The organism is Shewanella mangrovisoli (genome assembly GCF_019457635.1).
GTDB lineage: Bacteria > Pseudomonadota > Gammaproteobacteria > Enterobacterales > Shewanellaceae > Shewanella > Shewanella mangrovisoli.
On sequence record NZ_CP080412.1, the window covers coordinates 2,987,940 to 3,013,965 of the forward strand.

Here is a 26,026-nt window from a genome sequence, read left to right on the forward strand (position 1 = left end):
GGTGCAAACGCTTGGCAATAACACAGCCAATTGACCCTAAAAACGCTTTAAAAATGCTAGGTTATCCTAAACATTGCTGCGGAGTATAGCGAATACCAAGGGACTGAGGAGATTTACAGCAATAAGGCCGAAAACTGTGCTCATGGGATTATGCAGCACAAATAGGCAATCAGCCTTATCAAGGGAGAGGCAAACACGATAGCGGCTAAATCAAAACAGTTGATATTGGCTCGCCAACAGTTTCACACTCATGGCCAAAGACATAGTCACCACCAATGGCTTAATGATCTTAGTGCCCTTGGTCACGACTAAACGCGAACCTAAGGTCGCACCGATAGCCTGCCCGGCAAGCATCACTAAACCGAGCACCCAAATCACTTTGCCACCCAAGGTGAAGAAGATAAGTGAAGCGATATTGGTCGAGAAATTTAACACCTTGGCGTGTGCAGTCGCTTTTGCCAGTCCAAAACCGGCCAGTGTCACAAAGGCCAGCGCGAAGAAACTCCCTGTGCCAGGGCCAAAAAAGCCATCGTACAAACCCACACCGAGCGCGGCGGTAAAGGCAAAGGCGGTAGGCGTTAACACTTGGTGACGGTCATCTTCCGAAATCTTTTTCGAAAACAGGAAATAACAACCAATGGCGAGGATTAAAAAAGGTAAGACTAACTCCAGCACTTTGGCATCGACCAACTGCACCAGAATCGTGCCTAAGGCGGCGCCCGCAAAGGCACAGATAAGGGACAGTTTAACGGCCTTCAAATCGACCAAACCCTTACGCACAAAGTACAAGCTCGCAAAAAAGCTGCCACCGCAGGCCTGTAATTTGTTAGTCCCGAGCGCCACCGCTGGCGGTAAACCCGCCCACATTAACGCTGGGATAGTCAGCAATCCCCCGCCGCCGGCGATAGAGTCGATAAACCCCGCCACCATAGCCACGCCAAAGAGTAATGCCGCAATTTGTAGAGTCAGTTCAAATTCCATGATTGTTATTATTGAGTAATAGGAGCTAAGGCTTCGCATTAGACTGCGTTTGCCTTATAAACGCAAAGGAGTTATTGTCGCGCTAGCGTGAGTAAAGCTCACACTAAATACCCTTATCATTTACTCGATTCGGATACGCCTATGTTTACTTCCTTGCCGCCCCTCAATGCATTACGGGCATTCGAGTCTGCCGCCCGCTTGCAAAGCATGACACTTGCTAGCAAAGAACTGTATGTCACCCACGGCGCCATCAGTAAACAAATCCGTGTATTAGAAGAATTCTTAGGTTTTGCCCTCTTCGTACGCCAGCATAAAAAAGTCGCACTCACGGACGAAGCCAAGCGCTACTTGCCCCATGTGCAAGCGGCTCTGCAAACCTTATCAAGCGCCACCGCCGATTTACGCAGCCAAGGCTCGCGGCCACAAACCTTAGCCATCAATGTGTTACCCAGTTTAACCATCAACTGGTTAATCCCCCGGATGGAGCAATTTAAATCTCGGCATCCGCATTTGTATGTGGATCTCTCGATTGGTGACTTTGCCGTCGACTTCAGCCAGGGCCGTTATGACATTGCCATTCGCAGCAGCACTCAACTCCCCAAAGGGGTTAATTACATCAAATTGATGGATGAAGACTTGTGCTTGGTGTGCGCGCCGTCACTCGCGCCTAAACTCAAAAGCATCGAAGACATCAATAAAGTCACGCTGCTGAAACACACCACACGGCCAGAGCTGTGGGAGTATTGGGCGGATAAAGTGGGGCTAGTACTCACGCAGGCGCAAACCTTTGGCGTCGAACATTTTTATATGTTGAGTCAAGCCGCGGCCAGTGGCATGGGCGCAGCGCTGATCCCACGTTTTTTTATCGAAGAACAATTGGCCAATGGCAGCTTGGTAATCCCGTTTGAAGCGCCTTTTGGCAGCCCATACGCCTATTACTTACTCACGCCCAAATCCCCTAGCCTACCGCTAAAAGTACAAGCCTTTATCGATTGGATGCTCGAGTTATTTGCCCCATATCGGCAATCGTCAGATAACGACAGAGCCTAGAGAGTAAAAAACCACCTGAGCGGTGGTTTTTTAACGGCTTATCTGGCGATAGGCTTAGTGATGGCAATGCTCATCGTGAACATGGTCGTCATCCATAAACTCATCATCACCTTCTTGATGTTGCATTACGCCCCATCCATCGGTCATGCCGCCGAACTCGACCGCAAAATCATTGAGAATGGTTTCTTGCTCAACCAAGTCATCGTAGTCTGGCACCATGTTGATGCATACAATGATTTCCCACTTGCCGAGTTCATCGTTAAGGTTCAGCTCAACTTCGCCTTCTAAATCGGAGTTAGCTAACTCTTCGAGTGCAGATTCAGCATCACGCTGATCATCGAAAACTAAAAAGAAATCAACATCGAGGGCTTTAGTGAGGTCAATTCCGGCTTCGGCCATCGCAGCCAGCATTTTGCCATTATCGTCGTCTGGAAATTGCATATCCTACTCCACAGTATCTGGCTTATTCAGCCGCAATGATTTGAACCGATTCACCGTTAAAGCTGACGATGTCACCCGCAACGACTTTTTTACGTTTGCGCGTTTCCACTTCGCCATTGACGGTAACCAAACCTTCATCAATAACATGCTTGGCTTCGCCACCGGCATTCGACATGCCTTGTACCTTTAATACTTTGTACAATTCAATAAAATCTTCGCCAGGATACAAAACTAACTGATTAATTTGCGCCACTTAAACACGCCTCAAAAAATAAACCTGCGGCATTATAGCAGCATGTCCCATGGGATGCAGATAATTTAACTTATCTTTGCCTTTCATCAGCGAGCAGCCCGTAGGCGCATTCATCCTGCCACTCATCGCCTATCTTAAAATGCTGCCGAAATACGCCTTCGAGTTGAAAGCCACATTTCTCCATCACTCGGGCCGAACCGATGTTGTCTTTGGCGCAGTGCCCAACCAATTTATGGACAGACAAACTCAAACAGGCCCAATCAACAACCGCCTGTAAACTCTCAGTGGCATAGCCTTTACCGTGCCCCGCGTGCGCCAGCAAATAACCGACCTCGGCACGTTGCTCCTCCACACTTTGACAATGAAGGCCTGTTAAACCGATAAACTCACCGGTATCAAGGGTTTCAATCACCATTGTGAGCCAATCGCCAGAGGCATAGTCCCAGGTGGCTGAGCGCTGCTCAAACTTTTGCCGGATCACTTCGGGAGCTTCAGGAATACGCACATAGCGATTGATGTCAGGATCTTGATGTAATGCCAAGAAGTGTGGCCAATCCTGCTCTTGTAAACTGCGAAGTCTTAATCTGTCGGTATAGAGTTCAAGCATAGCGGCTCCCCAATGGATGGACGAACTAAAAAAATGGCAGCCAAACGCTGCCATTTTCTCGGCAAGGAGATGATTAACCGCGGCTGGTCACTTCAAGTAAGTGGTAACCAAACTGGGTTTTAACTGGACCTTGAACCACGTTTAATGGTGCACTAAACACCACTTCATCAAACTCACGCACCATCATGCCAGGGCCGAATGAACCTAATTCACCACCCTGCGCACCCGATGGGCATGAGGAATGGGCGCGGGCGATTTGCGCAAAATCGGCACCGTCGAGGATCTGTTGTTTAAGTGCTTGGCACTGCTCTTCGCTGCTCACTAACAAATGTCTTGCTGTAGCCTGAACCATGATAAAACTCCTTGAATAATCCTGAGACATTTGCCCCAAATATCATATGGTTCCCGTTTTTATAACATCTAAACGGATGTGAATGTTGAGTATAAAAACATTCTGTTTAATTAAAAAGTCTTAAACTGCGCCGTCATTAATTTTGTTATCGATAACGGCGCAGCATAATTGACTCGGTATTAAGCCTTAGTCGCCGCAATCCAGCGATCGATCTTCTGCTCCATCACCGCCATAGGGAGCGAGCCAGAGGTGAGGATCTGATCATGGAAGGCTTTTAGGTCAAACTTATCACCCAGAGCTTTTTCAGCACGTTCACGTAGGGCAAGGATTTTTAGCTGACCTACTTTATAGGAGAGCGCTTGACCCGGAATCGCCATGTAACGTTCAACCTCGGCAATAATATCCGACTCGGCCATGGGCGAATTGTCCTTCATATATTGAATCGCTTGCTCGCGGCTCCAGCCTTTGGCATGTAATCCCGTATCCACTACCAAACGCATCGCACGCAGCATTTCGTCTGACAACTTACCAAAGTATTGATAAGGGTCGCTAAAGAGCCCCATTTCGATGCCTAAGTATTCAGCATAGAGCGCCCAGCCCTCTTCGAAGGCCGTATAGCCACTGAAACGTTGGAACTCAGGAACGCCAGTGAGCTCTTGCTTAATGGCGATTTGGAAATGGTGACCAGGCGCGGCCTCATGTAATGACAACGTCGTCATACCCCATTTCGGCTGAGCTTTTAGGTTATAGGTGTTGATATAAAACACCCCTGGACGACTACCATCCACTGCGGGCGATTCATAGGATGCGCCCGCTGCCGATTGCTCTCTAAAGCTTTCAACCGGTTTAACCACATAGTCGGCCTTTGGCATCACATTAAAATACTGTGGCAATACTTGGTTAATCTTATCTTTTAACACCATGTAGCCATCGATTAGGCCTTGGCGATCGTTATAGAAGTATTGTGGCTCAGACGATAAGGAGGCGAAAAAGGCTTTTAAGTCCCCTTTAAAACCCACCTGTTCACGGACTTTGTCCATCTCAGAAAGAATGCGCGCAACCTCATTCAGACCGATTTGATGAATTTCATCCACTGGCATGGTTGTGGTGGTATGAGAATTGGCTAAATGCTGATACCAAGCCTTACCGTTTGGCAGGCCAGACCAACCGTCCGTTGCACGGGACTTAGGTAAATAAGTCTGCTTGAAGTAATCGCGCAGTCCCGTTAATGCAGGCACTAAACGCTCATTAATCATCGCTTGATAACTTGCCGTTAGCTCAGCCTTATCTTGATCCGAAAACCCTTCTGGGAAGTGATTAATCGGTGAATAGAAAATGCTTTGGCTAGCATCCGTGGTAAGCATGGCATCAAGCTGTGGAATAATCCGTTCAACTAACACGCGAGGTAACACCACTTTACTGGCAATACCTTCATTCATGCGATTTTCAGCCAATTGGATCCAATCGATAAAGCCGTTAACACGCTGCTCCCAGTTACGATAATCCTGTACTGTTTTAAAGGGCTGCGCACTCTCACCGCTCCCCAGTTGCACCATAGTGATCACTGTGCTGTAGAATTGGCTGATCGGCATAAAGCGTGATGGGAAGGTTTCGTCCACTAGAGCCATTTCGCGGTCATAAACAAACAGCGCATAGCTGAGTTGTAAATCGGCTGGCAATTGCTCAAGGTCAATCGCTCTCACTTGCGCTAAATAACGGGTATTAAGATCATGACGCGCCTTGAGATATTCCTCGGTTAAGTCTCCACCAAACTGCGCGTTGTAATCATTAATACCGACAAAAGTGGCGTAAATCGGCTCTAACTTTAAGTAATCTTTAAAATAGGCATCGACTAAGGCTGCGTATTTAGACTCAGCGGTTTGAGTTTCTGTTTGCGCTGGAGCAGCTTGGGTCGTACCTTCCTGTACTGCTGTCGTTGTTTCCGGCTTTGAGCAGCCTTGTAAAGCAAACACTAACGCTATCGTTCCCGCCAATAAACTTAATTTCATCTTTTATATTTCTCCTTTTGGGTCCGTGATAGCCAAACTCTTCCTATACTTAGTTCAAAGTCTGCTTACGGGATTCATCTATGATCTACTCATTTCGTAACTCAGGTTTTAGGGATCCTGAAACAGGGGTCTATAACCAAACCTATTTCATGGAAGTATTCAACCGAGAGTGGCACAGGCACATACGTGAGCAACAAAGCTTGGCGTTATTGTATCTGTGCCCTCACATTCATGAAACCGTCAAACAACCCCATTTACTCGAATTCTTTACTAAACAGGTACAAGAAGCACTGCTACGGGCGACAGATTTGATTGCAAGGTTAGATCACAACCATTTTGCGTTAGGACTTTTCAATATTGATGAGGAAGGTACTGAGGTGGTGTTAAAGCGAATCGAACAACATATTCAAGAATTTAATCAAGAATTTGGTAAAAATCACAAACTGAAAATCGATTATAAACTCGCTGCCTGCCTGTGCTTACCGACCCAAGAAAAGCGTATCGAATTATTATTTAACAATGTCTCAAAGCTGTCACTCGAACTCGAACGAAACCAGCAACAATCGCAAGTTTTAGTAAAGCTTCAATAAAGAAAAAGCCCCTTACGGGGCTTTTTAGATCTGTATCGCGAATACAATGAATTACAGTTCGACGTTGTGCATACGCGCTTTTTCTTTGATATAAGCGATATAGCTGTTTGCACTCTTCTCAGTCTTCTTATCCTTCGCGGCTAATACAGCGCGGTTATAAGCTGACTTGTACTGTTTCAAACTTAAATGGGCTAGCGCCAATTCGAAGTTTGCTTCACCAGGATGTTCAATACCTAAAGAGATGGCTTTCTCAAGCACAGGGATCGCTTCAGAGTATTTCTCATTCAAGCTCAGTAAACGACCTTGTTTCAGGTACAGCTTGCCATCGTTATTGATAGCAGCCGCTTTTCCATAAAACTCAGCAGCTTCTTTGAACTCTTTCGCGTTTTGGTAGAAACCAGCCAAAATCTCATAAGATTTTGCATCTTCAGTGATGAGGCCCGACTTCATGTTCTTTTGGAATACTTTAGCTGCTTGATATGGCGCACCTTTCTGTGCCATCAGCTGAGCTAAACGAGTGATGTTAGCTCCAGAATCCAAGAAACCATTACGGTAAGCCAAATCATAAGTCGCTAGCGACTTATCATAGTCTTCTACCATCAGATAAAACTGTGCTAACTGAACCCATAATCTGCCATCATCCGGGAATAACGGCACCATGACTTCTAACACACCAACGGCTTTTTTATACTTCTTCTGGTTGAAGTAAGACGTCAGTTTCATCTGATACAGACCTTTATCAGGAGCTTCGGCGAGTGAAAGACCTTTATCAGCCACTTCAATCACTTTGTCCCACTGTTTCAGTTCTGTGTAAGCGATACCGATACGACGATACATTTGAGAGTCAGCCTTACAAGTGAAGTCCATCCACTTGTAATAGTAAGGAATCGCTTCCTTAAACTTCTTCTCTTGTAACAACAAGTCGGCATAAAGGCGCAGTGTCGCCGCGTGATCAGTTCCACCTAAAATATCCGCTTCAACGGCTTGTTTCAGGTACTTGATCGCAGTATCCATCTTGCCTTTTTCGGCATAGAAGTTACCGAGCATACGCGCAACATACGCTTTATCGAAATCGTTCTTTGGGTTGGCTTCCAACAATACGGCAATCGCTTCATCAAGCTGGCCATTGGTGTAAGCTTCAAAGGATTTCTGAACCTTCTTCGCAGCACTTTCACCTACCGCTTTAGATTGGCGCTTATCGATTTCACATTTCTCAGCTGCAACAGCTGAAGAAACGGATAAGGCACCACCACAAAGAGACAGTAATAACGCAACTGCGATTTTATTAGCATTACGCATTGTTATTTGCCTCCTTTATCTAAAGTGAAGTCTAGTTGTACTGTCATGCCTGGTTGTTTAAGTGGTTTGCCGTCAACAATCTTTGGCTTGTACTTCCACTTTTTCAGTGCACGAATTGCTTCTTTGTCGAATAAACGTTTAGGTTCAGCTTGGATAACTTCAACATCATCTACACCACCTAATTCGTTAATCGTAAAGCGTAATTGTACCCAACCTTCTTTACCGTCACGCGCCGCAGCAATTGGATATTGTGGTTCGATACGGACGATAGGTGTTGCATCACCGTCACGCGTCATCATATTACCCAATTTGAAACCACCGGCACTGTGACCACCTGCTTCAACCCCACCCATATTGAACGACATAGACGTATCAATATTTGATGAAGTGTCTGGTGGCGTAGTATCAGGCTTCTGTGGTTGCTCTGGTGGTGGTGGCGGCTTAGGCACTACCCTTGGCTTATTCTGTGCTTTTGCATCCTGTCTATCCATGGTGATTTCAATTACAGGGGTCTCGGCCGATGTTTCAGCGCGTTGCGCCCCACCACCGACCAAGAACGCCATAAAAGCGAACAGACCAAAAGTCACAGCAGCACCAATAATGATTGATACTAGTGCTCTTAGCATATTAATCGTTCCCCGCAGATACCGAAATCTTATCTATACCAGCCGCTTTGACTTGGTCTAGAACTTTAACAACTAAGCCGTGTTGCGTATCTTTGTCGGCCTGGATCAGCACAGCTGCTTCAGGCGCTTCAGCTAGCATACGCTCAACGTTTGCAGTTACACGCTCGATATCAACCTGACGGTTTTCCATCATGATCACGCCAGTTTTGCTGACGCCGATAAAGATGTTAGCCGAAGGCTTAGAAGTCGCTTGTGAAGCTTTTGGTTTGTTATAGTCCAAACCAGATGGTTTCACGAATGACGTTGTTACAATGAAGAAGATCAGCATGATGAACACGATGTCGAGCATCGGTGTCATATCAATTTGCGCTTCCTCGTCTACACTGGAATGCTTTTTACGTGCCATGTTCAATCTCTCTCTAGTGGTGCGGCATGCTGTCTTTTAGCTTTTCTAAGCTGATTTTCATTTTGGCATCAAGGCGAGTACTGAAGAATACTCCCGATAATGCTGCAACCATCCCCGCCATAGTGGGCATTGTTGCCATTGAAATACCAGCCGCCATTAAACGAGCATTACTCGTCCCCTGAACTGCCATCACATCGAACACTGAAATCATACCGGTAACAGTACCTAATAAACCTATCATAGGACAAATCGCTACTAAGGTTTTAATGACCAGCATACGTGCATTCAAATCTTGCTTCGCTTGGGACAGCCAAGCTTCACGGATACGGTGTGCATACCAAGAGGTGGTTTCCTCTCTAGCATCCCATGCAGCTATGATTGCTTTATGTTGCTTTGGTGATATCCAATTAAGATACCAGTAACGCTCAAGCATCAATACCCACATTAAGAACAGCACAAACGCTACTAACCAGAGGACGTCGCCTCCGGAGGCCATGAAGCCCCTGACGGAATCCCATATGTCCATCAGGTGAATCATCATTAGTCAGCCCTCTTCTCAGCGTGCGCTGCGATGATACCAGCACTTTGCTCTTCCAGAACTTGCACGATTGACTTGCTACGAGCAACAACCACTGCGTGCATTAACATCAGAGGCAGAGCCGCAACCAGACCTTGAACTGTAGTGATCAGCGCCATAGAAATACCGCCAGCCATCAGTTTTGGATCGCCAGTACCGAACAATTGGATACTTTGGAAGGTTGCAATCATACCGGTTACTGTACCTAACAGACCCATCATAGGTGCGATAGCGGCCAGAACTTTGATGATTGAAATGCGAGACTCTAACGCTGGCGTTTCTTTCAGAATCGCTTCGTCAAGTTTCAGCTCTAATGTTTCAACGTCAACGTCTTTGTTCTCTTGATACACTTTCAGGATACGACCTAAGGCGTTGTTACCTGGCTTATCAATGTTCTTACGTTGGCTGTTCACACGAGCGCCGATGATAGTCATAGTCACTAAACGTTCGATAGAGATCAACAGACCTAATGCTAACAGTGCGATAATGATGTAACCGATTGTACCACCCGCTTCTAAACGATCTTCAAAGCTAGCTTTGTTAGTGAAGATGTTTAACAGAACGCCACGAGCTGGGTCGATGTAGAATGGCGCAGTACCAGAAGTAGTTTGTTCCCACTTACCTACTGCACTAACTTGGTAGCCTTCTGGTTGTTGTGATAACTCTTGAATTAAACCTAATTCAGGGTTGTAAACAACATACTTGCCATCAGCAGTTAAGTTGTAAGTACCAATGCGGTGAATCGTGGTGTTTTTAACGCTACCGTCGATACCGGTTACAGAACCTTCGAATTTAACAACCTTACCAGATTGTGCCATTTCGAATAATTGTTCTTGCCAGAATTGCTCTAACTCTTCGATTTTTGGTAATTGCTTACGCGCACCTAAATCAGCGATGAACTTATCGCGATTTGGGTATTGAGCACTGACGTTTGAGCTAGCTAATTTACCAGCGAAATCGCCCGCTTCACCTTTAACCACACCGAACATCTCACCCAAGTCACCTTGAGCAGTTTTCAGGTCTTCTTCTAACTGAGCAATTTTACGCTCGTTGTCTAAGAAAGCTTGGTTTAGGTCTTTACCGCGTTGCTTCTCAGCCGCTAAAGCATCTTTTTCACGCTTTAACAGAGCCGCTTTATCGCCACGCTCAGCTTGGAACTCTTGTTCACGTTTGCTGTTAACTTTGCCTTCAGCAGCGCGATCAACTTTAACTTGCTGCAATAATTGATCGATGGTCTTAGGCGCATCAGCAGCGCTAGCCATACCAGCAGTTAAAGAAAAACTTGCAGCTAATACAGCTGTAGTAATTAACTTCTTCATTATTGTGCAGTCTCCGCAGCAGGAATTGGTAACGCGAATAGATCTAGAGCGCCTTGTTTACGGGCAATGCGGATACCTTTTGTCAGTTCACGCAAATAGCTGTCATCTAACTTATCCCAACCCTTAGATTCTGGGTTGTACATCCAGCCAGTCTTTTGATCTAAGCTCTGAGCATAAAGAGCTACGCGACCTAAGTTAAAGAAGTCTACTAATACTTCTTTACCATCTAAGGTCAATTTACCTTGGTTAACTGCAACAGCACTACCGTATTCACGCTCGATGCTGTACGCATCCAGAATCAAACGGTATTTTTCAGCTAAAGTTACTTCAGCAGTGTTTAACAGTGTTTTTAACTCTTTAACGCGGTTAGCACGAACTTCAGAGTTAAATGGCAGATCTAATTGAACGAACTGTTCTAAAGACTCAACCATTTTAAACATTAAAGGCACAACGCCCTGACGCAGTTTATCTACGCCGTTAATGTCAGTTTGAATCGCGTCCATCGTTTTTTGTTGGTCAGCGACTAAGCTGGCAACGTAATCGTTATAGGACTTCAGTGATTCACGCTCATCAGCAACAGAACCATACTCAAAAAGCATGTCTTGTGCTTGATCGAAATACTTATCAACATTCTTTTGCGACGCAGCAGCATCAGCATGGATCATACTATCCGCTTTTTGCACGTCGGTAAGAGGATCTGCAACTACTAAGTTGCTGCTCGCTAATGCCAGCACGCCAACAAGTGCAGTAGCGATTTTTGTTCTATTGCTTACCTTGGACATAGTTCCCAACCAATTTGAAGTGAATAAAAAAGTTAACTTAACAGCAACATCACTTTAAGTAAGACTTACTTTAGTAAATGCTTACTGTAAGTCCATCTTTCTCTTGTGATTCTTAGTTTTTTCTTCCCTTTCCTATGCCTTTACAGGCATAGACCCGCTGGCATCATTTCACAAAATGTTGACCTGTGTCAACATTCGGGACACGTAAAAACTAGTGTAAAGAAGTCTTAGTTATGAATTTTTTTACGAAAGGTGTTTTTTTGAGCTAAAAATGTAAAATCAACTATGATTTAAACGCGTAAAATGCAGATAAATCATATAAAAACAGTCTGATACGGAAACGAATTAACTCAGAAGAATGTCAACTGGTTCCGTAAAGCCACAATGTACAACTTAATCCCACCGCCAGTATTCATTTATGGAGTGCAAGCTCTATGTCTTCCCATTTTTAACTGCCATTTATATCTGATTGAATCGCCACCGGTTTCCTAGACGCCTTTTAGTTAGATAAACTAACCCAAAGGAGGTATCTATGAACCATAAACGTTATCCCGAAGAATTTAAAATCGAAGCTGTTAAGCAACTTACAGTTACAGGTCATTCTTTTGCTGATGTCACTCAGCGTTTAGGAACAACCACCCACAGTCTTTAATGCCTGGATTAAACGCTACGGCCCCAATTCAACAGGACATTTGCAAAAGTTTGAAGAGTCCGCCGAGATTCTACGCTACAGAAAGAGCTCAAGCGTGTCACTGAAGAACGTGACTTGTAATAAAGCCGCGGCGTACATCGCAAGCCACCCCGAGTAAGATAAGTGTTTATTCAAGAGCATCGCCACAGCCATTCAGGACGGCAATTTTGTCAGCTGTTTGATGTTCATCATAGCTGGTATTACGCATGAAGACTCAGCCCTAAATCAAAGCATAATGAACTGCTTACTGGGCAGTTTAGCAGAGTTGGCTCGAATCTGGTGGAGTTTATGGATATCGTCAAGTCCACCGTGATATGCGGGATATTGGCGAGCAATGCTGGATTAATCGAGTACATCGGCTCATGCAGTGAGCAGGACTTCTAGTGCAAATTGGATATCGGAAACCTCGTGCTCGTAGCGGTGAACAGCATGTAGTGACGCCAAATCGTTTAGAGCGACAATTTAATCCATCGACCTCCAATATGGCTTGGGTAACCGATATTACCTTCATCAAAACACATGAAGGTTGGTTATATCTTGGTGCAATGATGGGCTTATTTTCTCGTTGTATTATTGGTTGGTCGATGGGCAGCAGAATAACCAAAGAACTGGTATTATACGGGCTTTTAATGGCCGCATGGCGCAGTAAGCCGACAGGTAAAGGTTAGTCCATTCTTATCAGGGAAGCCAATATACTAGCCATGAATGGAGTGAATTTCTTACTGCATACGGATTGGAAGGCAGCATGAGTCGACGTGGTAATTGCCATGATAATGCAGTGGCAGAGAGCTTCTTTCAGCTGTTAAAGCGTTAGCGGAAAAAACGGAAGATTTATTCGACAAGAGAATCGGTTAAAAGTGATATTTTTAATTATATTTAGATGTTTTAAAACCCTAAATGGCAGCATAGTTGCAATGAAGGCTTATCACCGTTAGAGTATGAACGTCAGTATTTTAATGAGTCTAAAAGTTGTCTCGTGAAATACTGGCGACTCACGCCTTTAAATCATTTATTAATCAACATTGATCATTTCAACTTATCGTACATATTGTTTTTACCCACTCAACATTAATAAATAAGTTGTTTTCTTAGATTATATAATATCATCTACATATAAAAATGCCAGCTACAACAAGAGCTGGCATTTATTATTAAGAACCTAACTTAGAACTTCACATTCACTTTAGCATACCAGTATTGGCCAGCCGTATCATAAGAAACCGGAATAGTGTTCATATCTTGGTTGTTAGTAATATATGGAGCCTCTTGGTCAAATAAATTACGAACCCCCACAGTCAGTGCAGTATTTTCAAATACAAAGTAAGTACCTTGAACGTCATGATACCATACTGCATCTGCAATATTATCTAAGTTACTAGCACTTGCGTATAAATCTTCACCTTCTGATTGATAGCGAGTTTGCCAACCTACAGACCAATTATCCATTGTGTATGTCAAGTTTAAGTTTGTGCGTAATTTAGAGAAGACAGCAAGTGTCGTTTCCCATTGATCCGCAGCAACTTTACCTGCCGCTTCTACTTTATCAGCACCATCAAATGGAGTGTAATCATACTTTTCAAGATATGTTCCATTTAAGGTTGCAGAGAAACTGCCACTCATTAAATCGGTTTTATAAGTAAAATCGAAATCATAGCCAGCAGTTTCAAATGTGGATAAGTTAGCATTTGTTAACAATATCCCAGCAACAGTGCCAAGTGCAGAGCGGTATGGTGAAGTTGCGTGTGGCGCATCACCAGTTAAACTTGGCCCCTTGACAAATTGACACAATGGGCTGGAAAAGTTTTCAGAGCTCCAGCAACCATTGATTACGTTATCAGTACCAGCAGTTCCAATCCCGTTTGTAATTTCAATATTGAAATAATCAACACTCATCGTTATGCCAATATCATGACTATATACAAAGCCAGCAGTAAAACTATCAGACTCTTCCGGTTTTAGCTCCGGATTACCACCAACTACGGTACTCGACTGGTTTGATGAAAGCGTGAAGTTACCTGGTAAACCTTCAGCAGCACAGTTTGCCTTAACGGTCGCTGATTGAGCGCCTGTAGCGTACTGTTTACAAGGTTCCGTGTAAGCTAAGTTTGTTTCACTTTGAGGTGAGAATAATTCACCAATACCAGGAGCTCGGAAACCAGATGCTATTGTTGTACGCAGCATTAGACCATCAACTGGAACCCACTCCAATCCAAATTTGGTATTAGTTGTACTATCGTCCAAGAAGTCAAAATCAGAATAACGAACAGCAGCTGTTGCACGAAGAGACTCGGCAAATGCAACCCCTTCTAAAATAGGAAGATCTAATTCAGTATAAAGCTCATTTACCGAATATTCTCCTGATGTAGGTTCACCTGCTACTGAATATATCTGGCCAATTGACGCCGCACCGTCTGGTGTATTTGAGTACTCTTCCCAACGTTTTTCAAAACCTGCGGCAAACATAATTTCACCACCTGGTAATTCAATCCCAACTCCACCTGAGATATTACCTTGCAATTGACGTGTTTCACCACGCACAACTGGCGAGTTTGGTACCAACATGTAAGCTAACATCGCATCTGTCAGTGTGTTCTCTTCTAATATATTCCACACACCAGGGCAATCAGAATCAGCAGCACATAGGTCAGGATCTAGCATGGTATCAACACGAGTAGGGTTAACTCGACCTGTATCCAAGCGTGTATCGACATAACGAGCAAAGTTATATGCTAAGTCCCAGTCATAATTACCAAGTGACCCCTCAAATCCAAACACCATTCTATAATCTGAAAAGTCTTGAGAAAATCCACGGCCACCAGTTTCAGATAAGCGACGAACAACGTAAATGTCTTCACCTGTAACGTTATATGGGTTAGATGCAGGCATTAACGGACCCCAGAAAGTTCCTTCAGGTGCCATTAACTGATCTGATTGACGGTTAGTAAAGCCACCTTCAATAAAAGTAGATAGTGTATCAGTGATTTCGTATCTTCCCGCACCATTAATACTAAATACTTCTTGTGGAGTAACCATGTAACTAGCTGGCGCGAAGTTGTATGCATCTTTTGTTGGATCAAATAGACGAACTTGTCCAGTAGTTTTATCTTTTACATAACCATCTGAAGATGGTGTTCCATCCGCGTAAAAAAATTGTCCCTGTGGGATTGTACCTGAACCACTACAATATTTACCGTTAGCATTCTCAGAGATTGGACATGAAGAAAAATCACGGTCTCCTTGCCCAATAGCCTTACGGTCCGTATATTGAAGTGATAAAACTACGTTACCACGTTCGGATGATGTTCCGGTTGTTAGAGAGAATAACGTTTTATCGCCATCGCCCTCACCAGTAATATCATACTGAACGTTGAATTCTGCACCTTCAAAATTCTTCTTGGTTATAAAGTTAATAACACCAGCAATGGCATCAGAACCGTACACAGTTGAAGCACCATCACGTAAAACTTCAATGCGTTCAACATATGCAGTTGGAATAGAGTTTAAATCGCCAGATGCGAATCGACGGCCGTTAATTAAAACTAAGGTACGACCCGAACCCAATCCACGCAGTGATGCAGTAGCATAACCACGGCTACCGTTGTTAACGGAAGAACCTTCAGCACCACCGTTAATTGCAGGGATATTTTGCACAAAATCTTCTAAAGTAACAGCACCAGAAGCTGCAATATCCTCTGAAGAAAACACTGAAATAGGGCTAGCTGTTTCTAAATCTGTACGTTTAATACGTGACCCAGTTACTTCGATTCGCTCAACCTTCGCACCATCTTCGTCTGCTGCAAACACTGTTGGTACAGTCAATGTTGTCGCAGTTACACCACCAATCAATGCGAAACGCACAGACTTGGCTAAAAAGTTATTCTTATGCATTGTCTATCTCCCTGGACATATTATGTCTTTATTATAATCCGCTTATTTAATAAGCAGTTTCAAACAGGAGTACCACGAAAAATACGGAGCACTCAGCGAAACAATAAAATCACATATGAAACCTTTAATCAACATAAAGCAAACAAATAAAACAAAATGAAGACAAGGTAATCATAAGAGAACTGAGGAAGCGTCGGTAAAAACAAAAACGCCAGTCATTGCTGACTGGCGTTTTTTGTTAACTTTTAGTTATCTAGTTTCTAGATAAACAACTGAGGCTTAAAGCGTATAGCGGATACCAATGGCGATGCCGTCGTCTTCTGACAATGACATTCTGGCTTCTTGCGCTTGATCTGAGCTGGTAAAGTCGCTGTAGTCTTTACGTGCTTCAACATACAGAACCGTGTTTGGATCCCAAACAAAGTGTAAACCTACAACTACAAACTGACGTTTGAACACATCATTAGGATCGGCGTTAAAGTTGGGTTGAATAACATAATCTTTACCAGCATCCAGAATGTTGTAAGACACAAATGGACGTAAACCGTTATCAAACTTGTAAGAAACTAAAGTTTCAACACCATAGGCATCTTTGATCAAGCGGCCAATGTTATCGGTATCATGGTTTTCTTCTTTGTGAACGTTGGCAGCTACATATAAGCCATCTTTATCGAAGTCGCCCCAAGTTGCGCCCACGCCGTAGATCAGATCAACAGCGGTTTTTTGATCGCCATTGCCATAAGCAATATCAAATTCACCGCGGTTAATACCCGCCATCAAGCTAAGCTTATCTGTCGCTTTATAAGTTACAGAGCCGCCATAGGTGTAATCATAGGTGACTTGTTGCGCTTCTTTCTTACCAGCGTTCCATTCCACTTCACAGGCTTCTTCTGTGATGTTTTCGATATCACAGGTATAGAAGCTGCTGTTTTTCAATTGCGCCTGAACCGCAAAACTCACGTCACCAATGCTGTTACGGTATTGAACAACTTTGTCACCACGACCGACGCCGTTTACCGCACCGTCGTCTTTGTTAAAAGTGTAAACACCTGCCGCGTTACCATCCCATACAAAACCGTAGTTGGTGTTGTAAACCACGTCATACCAAGCACCCCATTGCTTGCCAATAGTGATAGTGCCGTACTCATCGTGGCTAATGCCCGCATAACCTAAGCGGTTGTAGAAAAACTCATCTTGTACAGATTCGAAGCGGTTGTTATAGACAATATCGCTGCTGCCAACAGGGTTCACACCCCATTCCAATTTAGCAAAGGCGTTCCAACCGTGGGTTAACTCACGGCTGAAACCAAAATTAATTCGTGAAGCACCATTAACAACCTCAGTTTCACCTTGAGTGTTGATTACACGCGCATCGATAAAGCCACCGATTTCTACCGCATTTTTATCATCTTTGTAGATTTCGATTGCAGATACTGTTGGGGCGAGAAAGAGTGCTGCTAGCGCAGTTGCTACTAACGTTTTGTTCATTTGGTGCTTAACCTTTTCGTTTATGTTTTATCAACGTCATTCCGTTGTTATATTTCCTTACAATTTCCCGGTGAGAGTAGCAAATTTTCATTACACTCTCCAAGCGAAACCTAAAGATTATGTAGAGAAACATCACAAAAACAGCGTGTTTAACCTCTATAAAACAGGTTAAAACACTACAAAGACCAGCAAACAAAACACAAAACACACAATGGAAACACTAAATTAACAACAACTGATTCGACGTAATGCTGGTGTAATTTAGTTTCATTATTGAAAAAACAGGCTCTGCAATAGGGCCAATTTGCTTATCAATGTAGTACTGATAATCAATTGTAGACGATCTATGCGAAACGGGTTCAGGACCGTTTACAGTAATTACATAATCAATCTGTGCCCCTCGCTTGCCAAAGGATGCCTTTCCTGTTAACTCACAAAGCTGGCGCGCGACTTTCACATGGGGAGAAGACTTAGCCGTGTATTCGTCTAAATTTCGGCGCATACGTTTACTAAACACTAACTCATCATCGCGCTTGCCCGCTTGAAGTTCGCCGATAACATCAGCCAAATAACCACTAATATCCCGTTGGTTAAACATGCGCTCATAGAGTTCAGCCTGCACCTTGCGGGCTAAGGGGCTCCAATCGCTACGAACCTGCTCCATTCCCTTAAAAGTGATTTCTAACGCTCCGCTATGGTTACGCCAAGCTCCAACATAGCGCTTTTTACTCCCCTCCTCCGAGCCCCGCAGGGTCGGCATAAAAAACTGTTCGTAGTGGCGCTCAAATTGCAGCTCGAGAAAACTTTCTAGCTGAAACTCCTGCGCAATTTTACTTTGCCATTGCTGATTCATTCGCGCGGCAATCTGCTTACCTAAGGCATTAATATCACTGAGATCGGGTTCTGGGCCTAAATAGACGAAGGTGGAGTCGGTATCCCCATAAATGACTTGGTAGCCCATCTCCTCAATCCACACGCGGGTTTGTTTCATAATTTGATGACCGCGCATGGTGATGGAGCTTGCCAGTTTCGCATCGTGGAACACACAGCCTTGGGAGCCTAAAACCCCATAGAGCGAATTCATAATGATTTTAATCGCTTGCGATAAAGGCGCATTCGCCTCCCGCTTAGCTTTCTCACGTTGCTCTGAGAGATTTTGGATGAGTTTGGGCAGAATAGGTTGATGCCGATTAAAACGCGCGCCCAAAAAACCCGGAACAGTTTCAGGCTCATCTAATGCAGATCCGTCCTCATTATCTAAACCTTCAATCAACCCCTTAGGATCAATCAAAAAAGTTCGGATAATCGATGGATAAAGGCTTTTAAAGTCAAACACTAAAATATGCTGATAAAAACCAGGGACAGAATCCATAACATAACCGCCAGGGCTTTCAATCCCTTGACTGGCAGGCTCAGCGGGCGCGACGAAACCTGCCCTATGTAAATGCGGTAGATACAAGTGGTTAAATGCGGCGACCGAGGCGCCTACGCGCCCCAGTTCTAACCCCGTTAACTCGGCGCGAGCGAGGGCAAAATCCCACAATTGCGTATGTTCAAAGATATCCCACACTAAGCGACTATCGGTCAGATTATAGTGGGCAAGCCCTTGTTTGTTTTCGGCAAATAGCACATCAATCTCTTGAGCTCGATTTTCCACATCATGAATCGCTTTACCTTCACCCAGTAACGCTTGGGCGACAAACTCCAAGGAGAAACGCTCAAATTGATAAAAGGCCGCCTTTAACCAATCGATACCATCGAGCACCACTCGCCCTGGCAAACTTAAGGTTTCTGGCCGAAATTTATTCTCAACCTTCCACTCAAGGAGCGCGCCACCTCGACCAATACGCAGCGGGATCCGGTGCAGTAACGCACGCCGATATAGCAGGGCTAAGTCAAAGGTCACCACCGACCAACCAATAATCACATCGGGATCAAACTCCGTAAACCAGGCGATGAGACGATGGATAAGCGCTGCCTCATCGTTCACCCATTCGATATAGATTGCAGCATCTGGCTGCGCCTCGCCCACCATAATGACTTTTTCATAGGGCTGAGATTGTGCATCGCGTCCATAAAGGGCCACGGAATAGAGTAAACCGTCAAAACTGCATTCAAAATCGAGGGAGATAGAGCGCAGTTTAATTGCTGACTGCGGCGCAACCGCTTTGGCGCGTATGGCCCTAAAAACAGGCAACTGTCCATCTATGCCTACTTTGCCGACAAAATGCCCTAAAAATGCCACATCGAGCGCCACAAAACGCTCGATTAAAAAACGCTGCTCGGGACGGATATCCGCCTCAAATAAGGGGATCCCCGCATCCGTCGCTATCCGCTGCAAGTGACGAAACACACTACTCGATGGAGCATAAATTGCCGCCACGGATTGTCTTTTAAAGCTTTTAAGCGTAATCGGTACAAAGCGCAGCGCCAGCCCCGGCGTCTGTAACTGCAATGCAGCCATATCGCTTTGATGACAAAAACAAATGTACTCAGAGTCAGGTAACTCCACCAGCACAGGGCCTGAAACGGTGGCGAGATAATACTGCAACACAAGCGTTGCACCGCGCGTAATAGCATGGCGCGTGAGGACGCGTCCCTGTACACTCACAGGCGCAGCCGTGTCAGGCGTTAGACACTCGGGGGGATTCAACTGCGGTTTCACTCTAAGGCTCTCGCTGTTTATTGATTCTCGGGACACAGAATAAAATTGCCATAAAATGGCAGAAAAGTTTCTTAGGCTATGCAATCACTGTTATTATGTACAGCATTAATTCGATAAAGTAGTGCCGCATGTTACCTGACAACGTAAAAAACCAGATCCGCGCTATCTATAAAGATATTGCCGCCGCTTTGCCTAATTTTAGGCCACGCCGCGAGCAGAATTTTATGGTGGCAGAAATCTCTAAGACCCTGGCTGGCGACTATGACAAAGATAGACGCATCATAGTGGTCGAAGCGGGTACGGGGATTGGTAAATCATTGTCTTATATCTTGGGCACGATCCCGCTTGCGCTCGCGAGTAAGAAAAAGGTCTGTATCGCTACGGCAACCGTTGCGCTGCAAGAGCAGTTACTGCACAAAGACTTACCGTTTTTTCTCGAACAATCAGGGCTAAACTTTCGCTTCGGTCTGGTCAAAGGGCGCCAGCGTTATGTCTGTTTATCTAAACTTGCCATGCTGATCGGCGATGATAACAGTACCCAAATGGCCATGTGGCAAACAAAGCCGGATAACAGCCAAATTGCTATGCTGCAGGAGCTACTCAGCGACTATAATGAAGGCCGCTGGAATGGTGAAATCGATACGCTATCGACACCGATACCGGACCATCTCTGGCAGCAAATCGCCTGCGATAAACACAGTTGTCATCGGCAACTCGCCAGTCATCGTAATTGCCCGTTTCACAAGGCCCGCGAGGATGTGGATACCTGGGATGTACTGATCGCCAACCACAGTTTGCTGTTCGCCGACTTAGAGCTCGGTGGCGGGGTCATTTTACCCGATCCCGAAGACGTATTTTACGTCATTGACGAAGCCCACCACTTACCTATCGTCGCGCGGGACTTTTCTAGCGCACAGGCAACGCTTAGGGGAGCCGCCGACTGGCTCGAAAAAGTCGGGAAGACCAGCGCAAAATTACAAAATCAGATAAAGAGCAACAATATTATCGCCCCTGCGCAGGCGATGCAGGATCATATCGGTGACTTAATCGCTCAGCTCAATCAAGTCGCCCACTTTTGTGACACTCAAACCAAACAGTTTGCCAATCCCGAGAGCCGCTATCGGTTCGAACACGGTAAATTGCCCGATGCACTAAAAATTCCCGCCGAGAATCTCGCGGCCACCTCTAATCTTGCCCTTAAGCAATTTAACAAGATGCAATTATTGCTGGCCGAGGCGATAAAAGATGGCGATATTCCTAAGCATCAAGCGGAAGCGTTACAGGCCGAAATGGGTTTTATGCTGCAGCGACTCGAAAATCTACAAAAGCTCTGGAAAATGATGGCAAAGGAAGATTCCACGAAAGGCGCGCCCCTCGCCCGCTGGATTGAATTGCTCACAGGCAAACAGGTCGATTATCTGTTTAGCGCCTCACCGATTGAAGTCGGGTTTATGCTCGAGTCTATGCTGTGGCAAAAGGCGGCTGGCGTCGTGCTATGTAGTGCAACGCTTCGGGCGCTGAATAACTTCGACCATTTCGCCCATCAAGTGGGATTATCGGTAAAGGACGGCAGTCGTTATCTCGCCCTGCAATCCCCCTTCGATTATCCGAATAATGCCACGCTCTACTTACCTAAGATGAAAACCGAGCCGACGGATGATGCCTATACAGCTGAGCTTGCCGAACAGATTCTAGAGCTGATTGAAGGCGAAATGGCCACCTTAGTGTTGTTTGCATCTTACTGGCAAATGGAGAAAGTCGCCGAATTGCTCGAGGGCAAACTCACGCAGGAAATTCTTATTCAAGGTAATGCTCCGCGTCAGCAATTACTTGAAAACCACAAAGCCAAATGTGACAAAGGTGAACCGAGTATCTTGTTCGGCACCGGCAGTTTTTCTGAAGGCTTAGACTTACCCGGAGATTACCTCACCAATCTCATCGTCACTAAACTGCCCTTTGCCGTGCCAACCTCACCCGTCGAGCAAGCCCATGCCGAGTATGTGAAAATAAAGGGTGGAAATCCGTTTCTGCAACTCACCATTCCAGATGCATCGCGAAAGCTAATCCAAAGTTGTGGTAGATTACTGCGTAAAGAGCAGGATTACGGCCGAGTCACTATCCTAGATAGACGATTAGTGACCAAACGTTACGGCAAATCCTTGCTAGACGCTCTGCCCCCCTTTAGACGAGTCATTGAGTAGGATTAAGATTTGGAGTTGTTACTCGAGCCCAGTAATTGGGCCCTGTTGGCTGTCATTGGCTTAATTGCAGGTTTTATCGATGCCGTGGTCGGTGGTGGAGGTCTGCTCTCCATTCCTGCCCTGCTCACCCTCGGGATCCCGCCCCACACCGCCTTAGGTACCAATAAATTTGCCGCCAGTTTTGGCTCATCCATGGCAGCTTGGACCTATTATCGCCAGCATCTGCTCAAACCCAGTTTTTGGTATATGGCGTTTATCGCCACCTTTATTGGTGCGGTACTTGGCAGTGTGTTGGTGTACTTGTTAAATGCCCAGTGGCTTGAAAAAGCTTTACCACTGCTCATTATTGGCATCGCGATATACAGCTTGCTGAGCCCAAATGCCATCTCGGATACCGATTGCCAGGCACCAACAAAAGCTCAATCTAAACTCAAACAAAGTCTACAAGGGCTCTTGCTGGGTGCTTATGATGGTTTTGCGGGCCCAGGTATTGGCGCCTTTTGGACTGTGAGTTCAGGCGCTTTATACAAATTACCGCTGTTGCATAGCTGCGCGCTTGCCAGAGCCATGACCTTTACCAGTAACTTGACGGCGCTGGCGATCTTTGGCTTTCTTGGGCAAGTCCATTGGCAAATCGGCCTGTGGATGGGGTTATGTATGATGCTCGGCTCCTTTATCGGCGCCCGCTGTGCGATAAAATTTGGAATGCCTTTTATTCGGCCTTTGTTTATATTAATTGTCCTGTCAATTGCCGCTAATCTGGCGTGGAGCGCATGGTTTTGAACACTTCGCAGCTAATCAGCACGTTGAAAAATCAGCTCACAACCCTTGAGCAAGAAGTGCTGCAACACGACAGTCACCTTGCGCCGAGTCAGCGCAAACTCCTGCAGGATATTGAGCGCTTTAATCAGTCGCTGTTTATTCAAAATGGCGCTCAGCTGATGCCCTGCATCGAACAAATACGTAATAGTATCGGCCAGTTAGAGAAACAGATCGCCCTGAAATTGACGCCGCAAACCATCGCCTTAAGCTGTGAACGTATTCAAGACCGTTTTACCGCGGTTAAACGGGCGCTACTGACGACCTCAATCGATATAAAGTCTAAAAATCAACAACATGCCAGTAAGCGCGCGCGTTTTGCCCAGCAACAGGCACAGTCGCACCAAGCCAGCGGGTTTGCTTGGATTGCCAGCAATGTGTTACAAAATAGCCACGAAATCTATGCCGAATTAAACAAGCATCTGAATTGGGCGAAGAAATTTGAACAAAAAATTGCAGAAATGGAGTCAAAACTTGAAAACTGTCATAGTGCTGACAAAATCCGTTTGCAAAATGACATCCTTTTGATGCATCGTCGTTTGGGTAAATGCAGGCAAGCCATCAGTTATATTGAAGATCGCATTCAAGCATTCGAACGTCCGCATCAGAGCCATAATCGTTAAGGAGCAACAATGAAATCACTTTTGCCAATCAGCAGCCTGCTAGTGTTACTCGGCTCTGCCTCAGCCTTTGCCGCAGATCTGAATATCCCTATGTCCTTCGAATACCTTGCCCTCGATGGCAAAAAAGTCGAGTCCAGCGTATTCAACCACAAAAGCAGCTTAGAGTTGGCGCCCGGCACTCACAAAATCGCGATCCGTTACCATGAGATGGTTGAAGACGATTTCAGTGACAGCCAAACCTTCGTTAAGTCATCGCCTTTTATCGTGACCTTAGAAGTGGACGGCGATCATCAATATTATTTGCAAGCCGCAGAGGGCAAGGTCGTTAAAAAGCCTAAAACCTTCGCTCAAAACCCAAAAGTGGTGTTAACCCGTGCTGATAAAGGTCAGGTGAATTACCAAGTGACAAACACCGATATTGAAGAAGAGAGCTTTGTCTCCCGTCTCTTTAGCGGTAATCAAGCGGTAGATGTGTCAGGTACTGCCGCCGCAGCAACGGGCGCAGCAGGCACAGCGGCGGTTGTTGCCGCGCCAGCACCCACTTCGGCGCAGGCAGCCGTTAACGCCACCTCATTAACCGCTCCAGTTGATACATCTAAAGCAGCTGGTGCGAATCCACAGCAAATGTTGCAATACTGGTGGTTACAGGCCGATGAGAAAACACGTAAAGAGTTTATGAGCTGGGCGATTTCACAACTCTAAACAAGATGATCCCATTGGTTTATCACGCCAGCTACTCCAAGCTGGCGTTACCCTCCCACCACCGCTTTCCCACGACCAAATACGCGCGTCTTTACCAATATCTGCTCGATAATCAACTGGCTGTACCAGCTCAATTTCATACTCCCTCACCCATGACGGCTGAAGATGTTATGCAAGTGCATCAGCAAGATTATGTCGAACAATTTATCCAAGGCAGCTTAGCTAGTGCGGCCTTAAGACGCATCGGCTTTCCATGGAGTGAAGCCTTGGTCGAACGCACCTTGCACTCAGTATCGGGGACGAGTTTGACCGCACGTTTAGCCTTGCAAACGGGTATCGCCCTTCACTTAACTGGCGGCTATCACCATGCTCATTATGACTTTGGCAGTGGCTACTGTATTTTCAATGACTTAATTATTGCCGCTCACAAACTGATGGCCGAGCAGCTGTTACATAAAGTGTTGATTTTTGACTGTGATGTGCACCAAGGCGATGGCACCGCCACCCTTAGCCACAGGCATCAAGGTATAATAAGTTGCTCCATCCACTGCAAAGAGAATTTCCCGAGTCGCAAACAGCAATCCCACTATGATATTGAATTGACTAAGGGTTCGGATGATAGCGCTTACCAGGAAACCGTCGAGCAGACTCTCGAACTGCTGATTCGCCTCCATCAGCCGGATCTCATCCTGTATGACGCTGGCGTCGATATCCACCAAGATGACGACTTAGGGCACCTAATGATCAGCAAGCAGGGTTTGTATCAACGTGATTTAACCGTGTTATCTATGGCAAAAGCGGCAAATATTCCTGTTGCGGCGGTAATTGGCGGCGGCTACAGCCGAGACGAACTACAATTAAGCCAAAGACATAGCCAACTTTTTATTGCAGCCAACCATTTGTGGTAGCAAACTCAATAAAAATCATCATGGAGCACAGCGATGCAACTCGAAATCCGTAACTATTACGAAGTTCTCTTAATGGAAATGTTATCCGATGAAGGTCTAATGGATGAATTGCCGGAGGATTATTTAGCCGATCTCTGCTGTGTTACGCTTAATCAACTGCCAGTACGCTATATTCGCCACCTAGTAGATACCTATTTCTTCGAAGATTACAACGAGTTACAAGAAATGAAACGAGAAATCCAAGCCGCATTAGAAAAATCTCGTGCCTTTCTTAAACAGAATCTACAAAAAAGAATGCAGCAGGAAGAAGCCGACAGCTAAGTCGCGCGGTAATGGCATAACTAAGTTGATTAGCCCATAAGCTTGTAATTCAGCTGAATTGGCTAAATAAATGAGCTTACGTTGTTAGAGATAATGAATTCGGATTGAAGATAAAGAATATTAAAACATGATGAGGAGATTTGGAGGTTCCCCTAGAGCCGACACCCCGGCACACGAGTCGCTTGCTGCGGTTGCTCCCTTCCGGGCCTGGCCGAGTTCACAAGTTATCATTGCGGGGGGACCCTAGGGTCACCATAACTTCGAGTGTATCACTTGGTGGATGATCACTGAACGACGCGGATTATCCCCCATGGCTCCTATGGGATCAAGTGCTAATCCGTCCGTTTGGCAAATATCCGGTTTAATTGGACAATCTATAGGCAAACTAGCCAAGTGAAAATGATAAAAGCCTGCTAATGCAGGCTTTT

23 protein-coding genes, 1 other RNA gene and 1 pseudogene are annotated in these 26,026 nt (G+C 45.3%); 9 read left to right on the forward strand and 16 right to left on the reverse strand.

Annotation, left to right across the window (positions count from 1 at the left end; all coding sequences use genetic code 11):
* Nucleotides 1–210: 210 nt before the first annotated feature.
* Nucleotides 211–981 (reverse strand): TSUP family transporter, encoded by a 771-nt coding sequence (locus tag K0H60_RS13200; protein WP_220053375.1) that lies wholly within the window; start codon nt 979–981, stop codon nt 211–213.
* Between the two features lie 141 nt (nt 982–1,122).
* On the opposite strand from K0H60_RS13200, the gene K0H60_RS13205 reads away from it, so the two are divergent.
* Nucleotides 1,123–2,031: a LysR family transcriptional regulator gene (locus K0H60_RS13205; RefSeq protein ID WP_220056012.1), complete on the forward strand. Its 909-nt coding sequence runs from the start codon at nt 1,123–1,125 to the stop codon at nt 2,029–2,031.
* Nucleotides 2,032–2,085: 54 nt separating this feature from the next.
* Here K0H60_RS13205 and K0H60_RS13210 read toward each other — a convergent pair whose 3' ends face one another.
* The 5 genes from K0H60_RS13210 to K0H60_RS13230 all read right to left on the reverse strand — a co-directional run bounded on the left by K0H60_RS13210 (nt 2,086) and on the right by K0H60_RS13230 (nt 5,693).
* Nucleotides 2,086–2,472 (reverse strand): ribonuclease E inhibitor RraB, encoded by a 387-nt coding sequence (locus K0H60_RS13210; protein WP_220056013.1) that lies wholly within the window; start codon nt 2,470–2,472, stop codon nt 2,086–2,088.
* Between the two features lie 22 nt (nt 2,473–2,494).
* A complete protein-coding gene (locus K0H60_RS13215; RefSeq protein ID WP_220056014.1) occupies nt 2,495–2,725 on the reverse strand; it encodes an RNA-binding S4 domain-containing protein in 231 nt (76 codons plus the stop codon).
* Between the two features lie 70 nt (nt 2,726–2,795).
* On the reverse strand, nt 2,796–3,332 hold the full coding sequence (locus K0H60_RS13220; RefSeq protein ID WP_220056015.1) for a GNAT family N-acetyltransferase: 537 nt from the start codon (nt 3,330–3,332) through the stop codon (nt 2,796–2,798).
* Between the two features lie 73 nt (nt 3,333–3,405).
* The gene (locus K0H60_RS13225) at nt 3,406–3,684 is read right to left on the reverse strand and encodes a peptidylprolyl isomerase (protein WP_011623210.1); all 279 of its coding nucleotides are present in this window, start codon (nt 3,682–3,684) and stop codon (nt 3,406–3,408) included.
* 179 nt (nt 3,685–3,863) lie between these two features.
* Nucleotides 3,864–5,693, reverse strand: a complete 1,830-nt coding sequence (locus tag K0H60_RS13230; RefSeq protein WP_220056016.1) for a DUF885 domain-containing protein — start codon at nt 5,691–5,693, stop codon at nt 3,864–3,866.
* 80 nt (nt 5,694–5,773) lie between these two features.
* Here K0H60_RS13230 and K0H60_RS13235 point away from each other — a divergent pair, with 80 nt between their 5' ends.
* Nucleotides 5,774–6,283, forward strand: coding sequence for a diguanylate cyclase domain-containing protein (locus tag K0H60_RS13235; RefSeq protein ID WP_220056017.1), 510 nt, complete (start codon nt 5,774–5,776; stop codon nt 6,281–6,283).
* A 51-nt stretch (nt 6,284–6,334) separates the two neighbouring features.
* On the opposite strand, the gene K0H60_RS13240 is transcribed toward K0H60_RS13235, so the two are convergent.
* Genes K0H60_RS13240 through K0H60_RS13265 form a run of 6 tightly spaced genes read right to left on the reverse strand, consistent with a single transcriptional unit; the run spans nt 6,335 to nt 11,292 of the window.
* Nucleotides 6,335–7,582: a tetratricopeptide repeat protein gene (locus K0H60_RS13240; protein WP_011717516.1), complete on the reverse strand. Its 1,248-nt coding sequence runs from the start codon at nt 7,580–7,582 to the stop codon at nt 6,335–6,337.
* Between the two features lie 2 nt (nt 7,583–7,584).
* Complete coding sequence (locus tag K0H60_RS13245) at nt 7,585–8,208, reverse strand: energy transducer TonB (RefSeq protein WP_011717517.1); 624 nt, start codon at nt 8,206–8,208, stop codon at nt 7,585–7,587.
* 1 nt (nt 8,209) lies between these two features.
* Nucleotides 8,210–8,614: an ExbD/TolR family protein gene (locus K0H60_RS13250; RefSeq protein WP_011623215.1), complete on the reverse strand. Its 405-nt coding sequence runs from the start codon at nt 8,612–8,614 to the stop codon at nt 8,210–8,212.
* A gap of 13 nt (nt 8,615–8,627) precedes the next feature.
* The gene (locus K0H60_RS13255) at nt 8,628–9,155 is read right to left on the reverse strand and encodes a MotA/TolQ/ExbB proton channel family protein (protein WP_011626575.1); all 528 of its coding nucleotides are present in this window, start codon (nt 9,153–9,155) and stop codon (nt 8,628–8,630) included.
* Nucleotides 9,155–10,510, reverse strand: coding sequence for a MotA/TolQ/ExbB proton channel family protein (locus K0H60_RS13260; RefSeq protein ID WP_011717518.1), 1,356 nt, complete (start codon nt 10,508–10,510; stop codon nt 9,155–9,157). The genes K0H60_RS13255 and K0H60_RS13260 overlap by 1 nt, the downstream gene beginning before the upstream one ends.
* On the reverse strand, nt 10,510–11,292 hold the full coding sequence (locus K0H60_RS13265; protein WP_011717519.1) for a DUF3450 domain-containing protein: 783 nt from the start codon (nt 11,290–11,292) through the stop codon (nt 10,510–10,512). The genes K0H60_RS13260 and K0H60_RS13265 overlap by 1 nt, the downstream gene beginning before the upstream one ends.
* 532 nt (nt 11,293–11,824) lie before the next feature.
* On the opposite strand from K0H60_RS13265, the pseudogene K0H60_RS13270 reads away from it, so the two are divergent.
* Nucleotides 11,825–12,953, forward strand: a pseudogene (locus K0H60_RS13270) (IS3 family transposase); the annotation flags it as partial.
* A gap of 194 nt (nt 12,954–13,147) precedes the next feature.
* Here the strand turns inward: K0H60_RS13270 and K0H60_RS13275 are convergent.
* The 3 genes from K0H60_RS13275 to K0H60_RS13285 form a co-directional block, all read right to left on the reverse strand.
* On the reverse strand, nt 13,148–15,871 hold the full coding sequence (locus tag K0H60_RS13275) for a TonB-dependent receptor plug domain-containing protein (RefSeq protein ID WP_220056018.1): 2,724 nt from the start codon (nt 15,869–15,871) through the stop codon (nt 13,148–13,150).
* A gap of 279 nt (nt 15,872–16,150) precedes the next feature.
* Nucleotides 16,151–17,359, reverse strand: coding sequence for a porin (locus K0H60_RS13280; RefSeq protein WP_220056019.1), 1,209 nt, complete (start codon nt 17,357–17,359; stop codon nt 16,151–16,153).
* 220 nt (nt 17,360–17,579) lie between these two features.
* Nucleotides 17,580–20,012 (reverse strand): DNA polymerase II, encoded by a 2,433-nt coding sequence (locus tag K0H60_RS13285; protein WP_220058170.1) that lies wholly within the window; start codon nt 20,010–20,012, stop codon nt 17,580–17,582.
* A gap of 140 nt (nt 20,013–20,152) precedes the next feature.
* Here K0H60_RS13285 and dinG point away from each other — a divergent pair, with 140 nt between their 5' ends.
* From dinG to K0H60_RS13315, 6 genes are read left to right on the forward strand one after another with little or no spacing between them, the layout of a single operon-like run.
* Entirely contained in the window at nt 20,153–22,225 is a 2,073-nt protein-coding gene (gene dinG / locus K0H60_RS13290) for an ATP-dependent DNA helicase DinG (protein WP_220056020.1), read from the forward strand.
* 9 nt (nt 22,226–22,234) lie between these two features.
* On the forward strand, nt 22,235–23,008 hold the full coding sequence (locus K0H60_RS13295) for a sulfite exporter TauE/SafE family protein (protein WP_220056021.1): 774 nt from the start codon (nt 22,235–22,237) through the stop codon (nt 23,006–23,008).
* Nucleotides 22,999–23,667, forward strand: coding sequence for a primosomal replication protein (locus tag K0H60_RS13300; protein ID WP_220056022.1), 669 nt, complete (start codon nt 22,999–23,001; stop codon nt 23,665–23,667). The genes K0H60_RS13295 and K0H60_RS13300 overlap by 10 nt, the downstream gene beginning before the upstream one ends.
* 9 nt (nt 23,668–23,676) lie before the next feature.
* Nucleotides 23,677–24,369, forward strand: a complete 693-nt coding sequence (locus K0H60_RS13305) for a DUF2057 domain-containing protein (RefSeq protein ID WP_220056023.1) — start codon at nt 23,677–23,679, stop codon at nt 24,367–24,369.
* Between the two features lie 5 nt (nt 24,370–24,374).
* Nucleotides 24,375–25,277, forward strand: a complete 903-nt coding sequence (locus K0H60_RS13310) for a histone deacetylase family protein (RefSeq protein ID WP_220056024.1) — start codon at nt 24,375–24,377, stop codon at nt 25,275–25,277.
* Nucleotides 25,278–25,310: 33 nt separating this feature from the next.
* Nucleotides 25,311–25,598, forward strand: a complete 288-nt coding sequence (locus K0H60_RS13315; RefSeq protein ID WP_011717528.1) for a late competence development ComFB family protein — start codon at nt 25,311–25,313, stop codon at nt 25,596–25,598.
* Nucleotides 25,599–25,747: 149 nt separating this feature from the next.
* Here K0H60_RS13315 and ffs read toward each other — a convergent pair.
* Nucleotides 25,748–25,845, reverse strand: an RNA gene (gene ffs, locus K0H60_RS13320) — signal recognition particle sRNA small type.
* Nucleotides 25,846–26,026 lie beyond the last annotated feature (181 nt).

Coding starts and splice junctions, on each gene's coding strand:
- K0H60_RS13275 (WP_220056018.1), bottom strand. CDS start 15,871: ATGCATAAGAATAACTTTTTAGCCAAGTCTGTGCGTTTCGCATTGATT.
- K0H60_RS13310 (WP_220056024.1), top strand. CDS start 24,375: ATGATCCCATTGGTTTATCACGCCAGCTACTCCAAGCTGGCGTTACCC.
- K0H60_RS13235 (WP_220056017.1), top strand. CDS start 5,774: ATGATCTACTCATTTCGTAACTCAGGTTTTAGGGATCCTGAAACAGGG.
- K0H60_RS13240 (WP_011717516.1), bottom strand. CDS start 7,582: ATGCGTAATGCTAATAAAATCGCAGTTGCGTTATTACTGTCTCTTTGT.
- K0H60_RS13245 (WP_011717517.1), bottom strand. CDS start 8,208: ATGCTAAGAGCACTAGTATCAATCATTATTGGTGCTGCTGTGACTTTT.
- K0H60_RS13200 (WP_220053375.1), bottom strand. CDS start 981: ATGGAATTTGAACTGACTCTACAAATTGCGGCATTACTCTTTGGCGTG.
- K0H60_RS13315 (WP_011717528.1), top strand. CDS start 25,311: ATGCAACTCGAAATCCGTAACTATTACGAAGTTCTCTTAATGGAAATG.
- K0H60_RS13260 (WP_011717518.1), bottom strand. CDS start 10,510: ATGAAGAAGTTAATTACTACAGCTGTATTAGCTGCAAGTTTTTCTTTA.
- K0H60_RS13230 (WP_220056016.1), bottom strand. CDS start 5,693: ATGAAATTAAGTTTATTGGCGGGAACGATAGCGTTAGTGTTTGCTTTA.
- K0H60_RS13300 (WP_220056022.1), top strand. CDS start 22,999: ATGGTTTTGAACACTTCGCAGCTAATCAGCACGTTGAAAAATCAGCTC.
- K0H60_RS13265 (WP_011717519.1), bottom strand. CDS start 11,292: ATGTCCAAGGTAAGCAATAGAACAAAAATCGCTACTGCACTTGTTGGC.
- K0H60_RS13305 (WP_220056023.1), top strand. CDS start 23,677: ATGAAATCACTTTTGCCAATCAGCAGCCTGCTAGTGTTACTCGGCTCT.
- dinG (WP_220056020.1), top strand. CDS start 20,153: ATGTTACCTGACAACGTAAAAAACCAGATCCGCGCTATCTATAAAGAT.
- K0H60_RS13220 (WP_220056015.1), bottom strand. CDS start 3,332: ATGCTTGAACTCTATACCGACAGATTAAGACTTCGCAGTTTACAAGAG.
- K0H60_RS13205 (WP_220056012.1), top strand. CDS start 1,123: ATGTTTACTTCCTTGCCGCCCCTCAATGCATTACGGGCATTCGAGTCT.
- K0H60_RS13280 (WP_220056019.1), bottom strand. CDS start 17,359: ATGAACAAAACGTTAGTAGCAACTGCGCTAGCAGCACTCTTTCTCGCC.
- K0H60_RS13250 (WP_011623215.1), bottom strand. CDS start 8,614: ATGGCACGTAAAAAGCATTCCAGTGTAGACGAGGAAGCGCAAATTGAT.
- K0H60_RS13225 (WP_011623210.1), bottom strand. CDS start 3,684: ATGGTTCAGGCTACAGCAAGACATTTGTTAGTGAGCAGCGAAGAGCAG.
- K0H60_RS13255 (WP_011626575.1), bottom strand. CDS start 9,155: ATGATGATTCACCTGATGGACATATGGGATTCCGTCAGGGGCTTCATG.
- K0H60_RS13210 (WP_220056013.1), bottom strand. CDS start 2,472: ATGCAATTTCCAGACGACGATAATGGCAAAATGCTGGCTGCGATGGCC.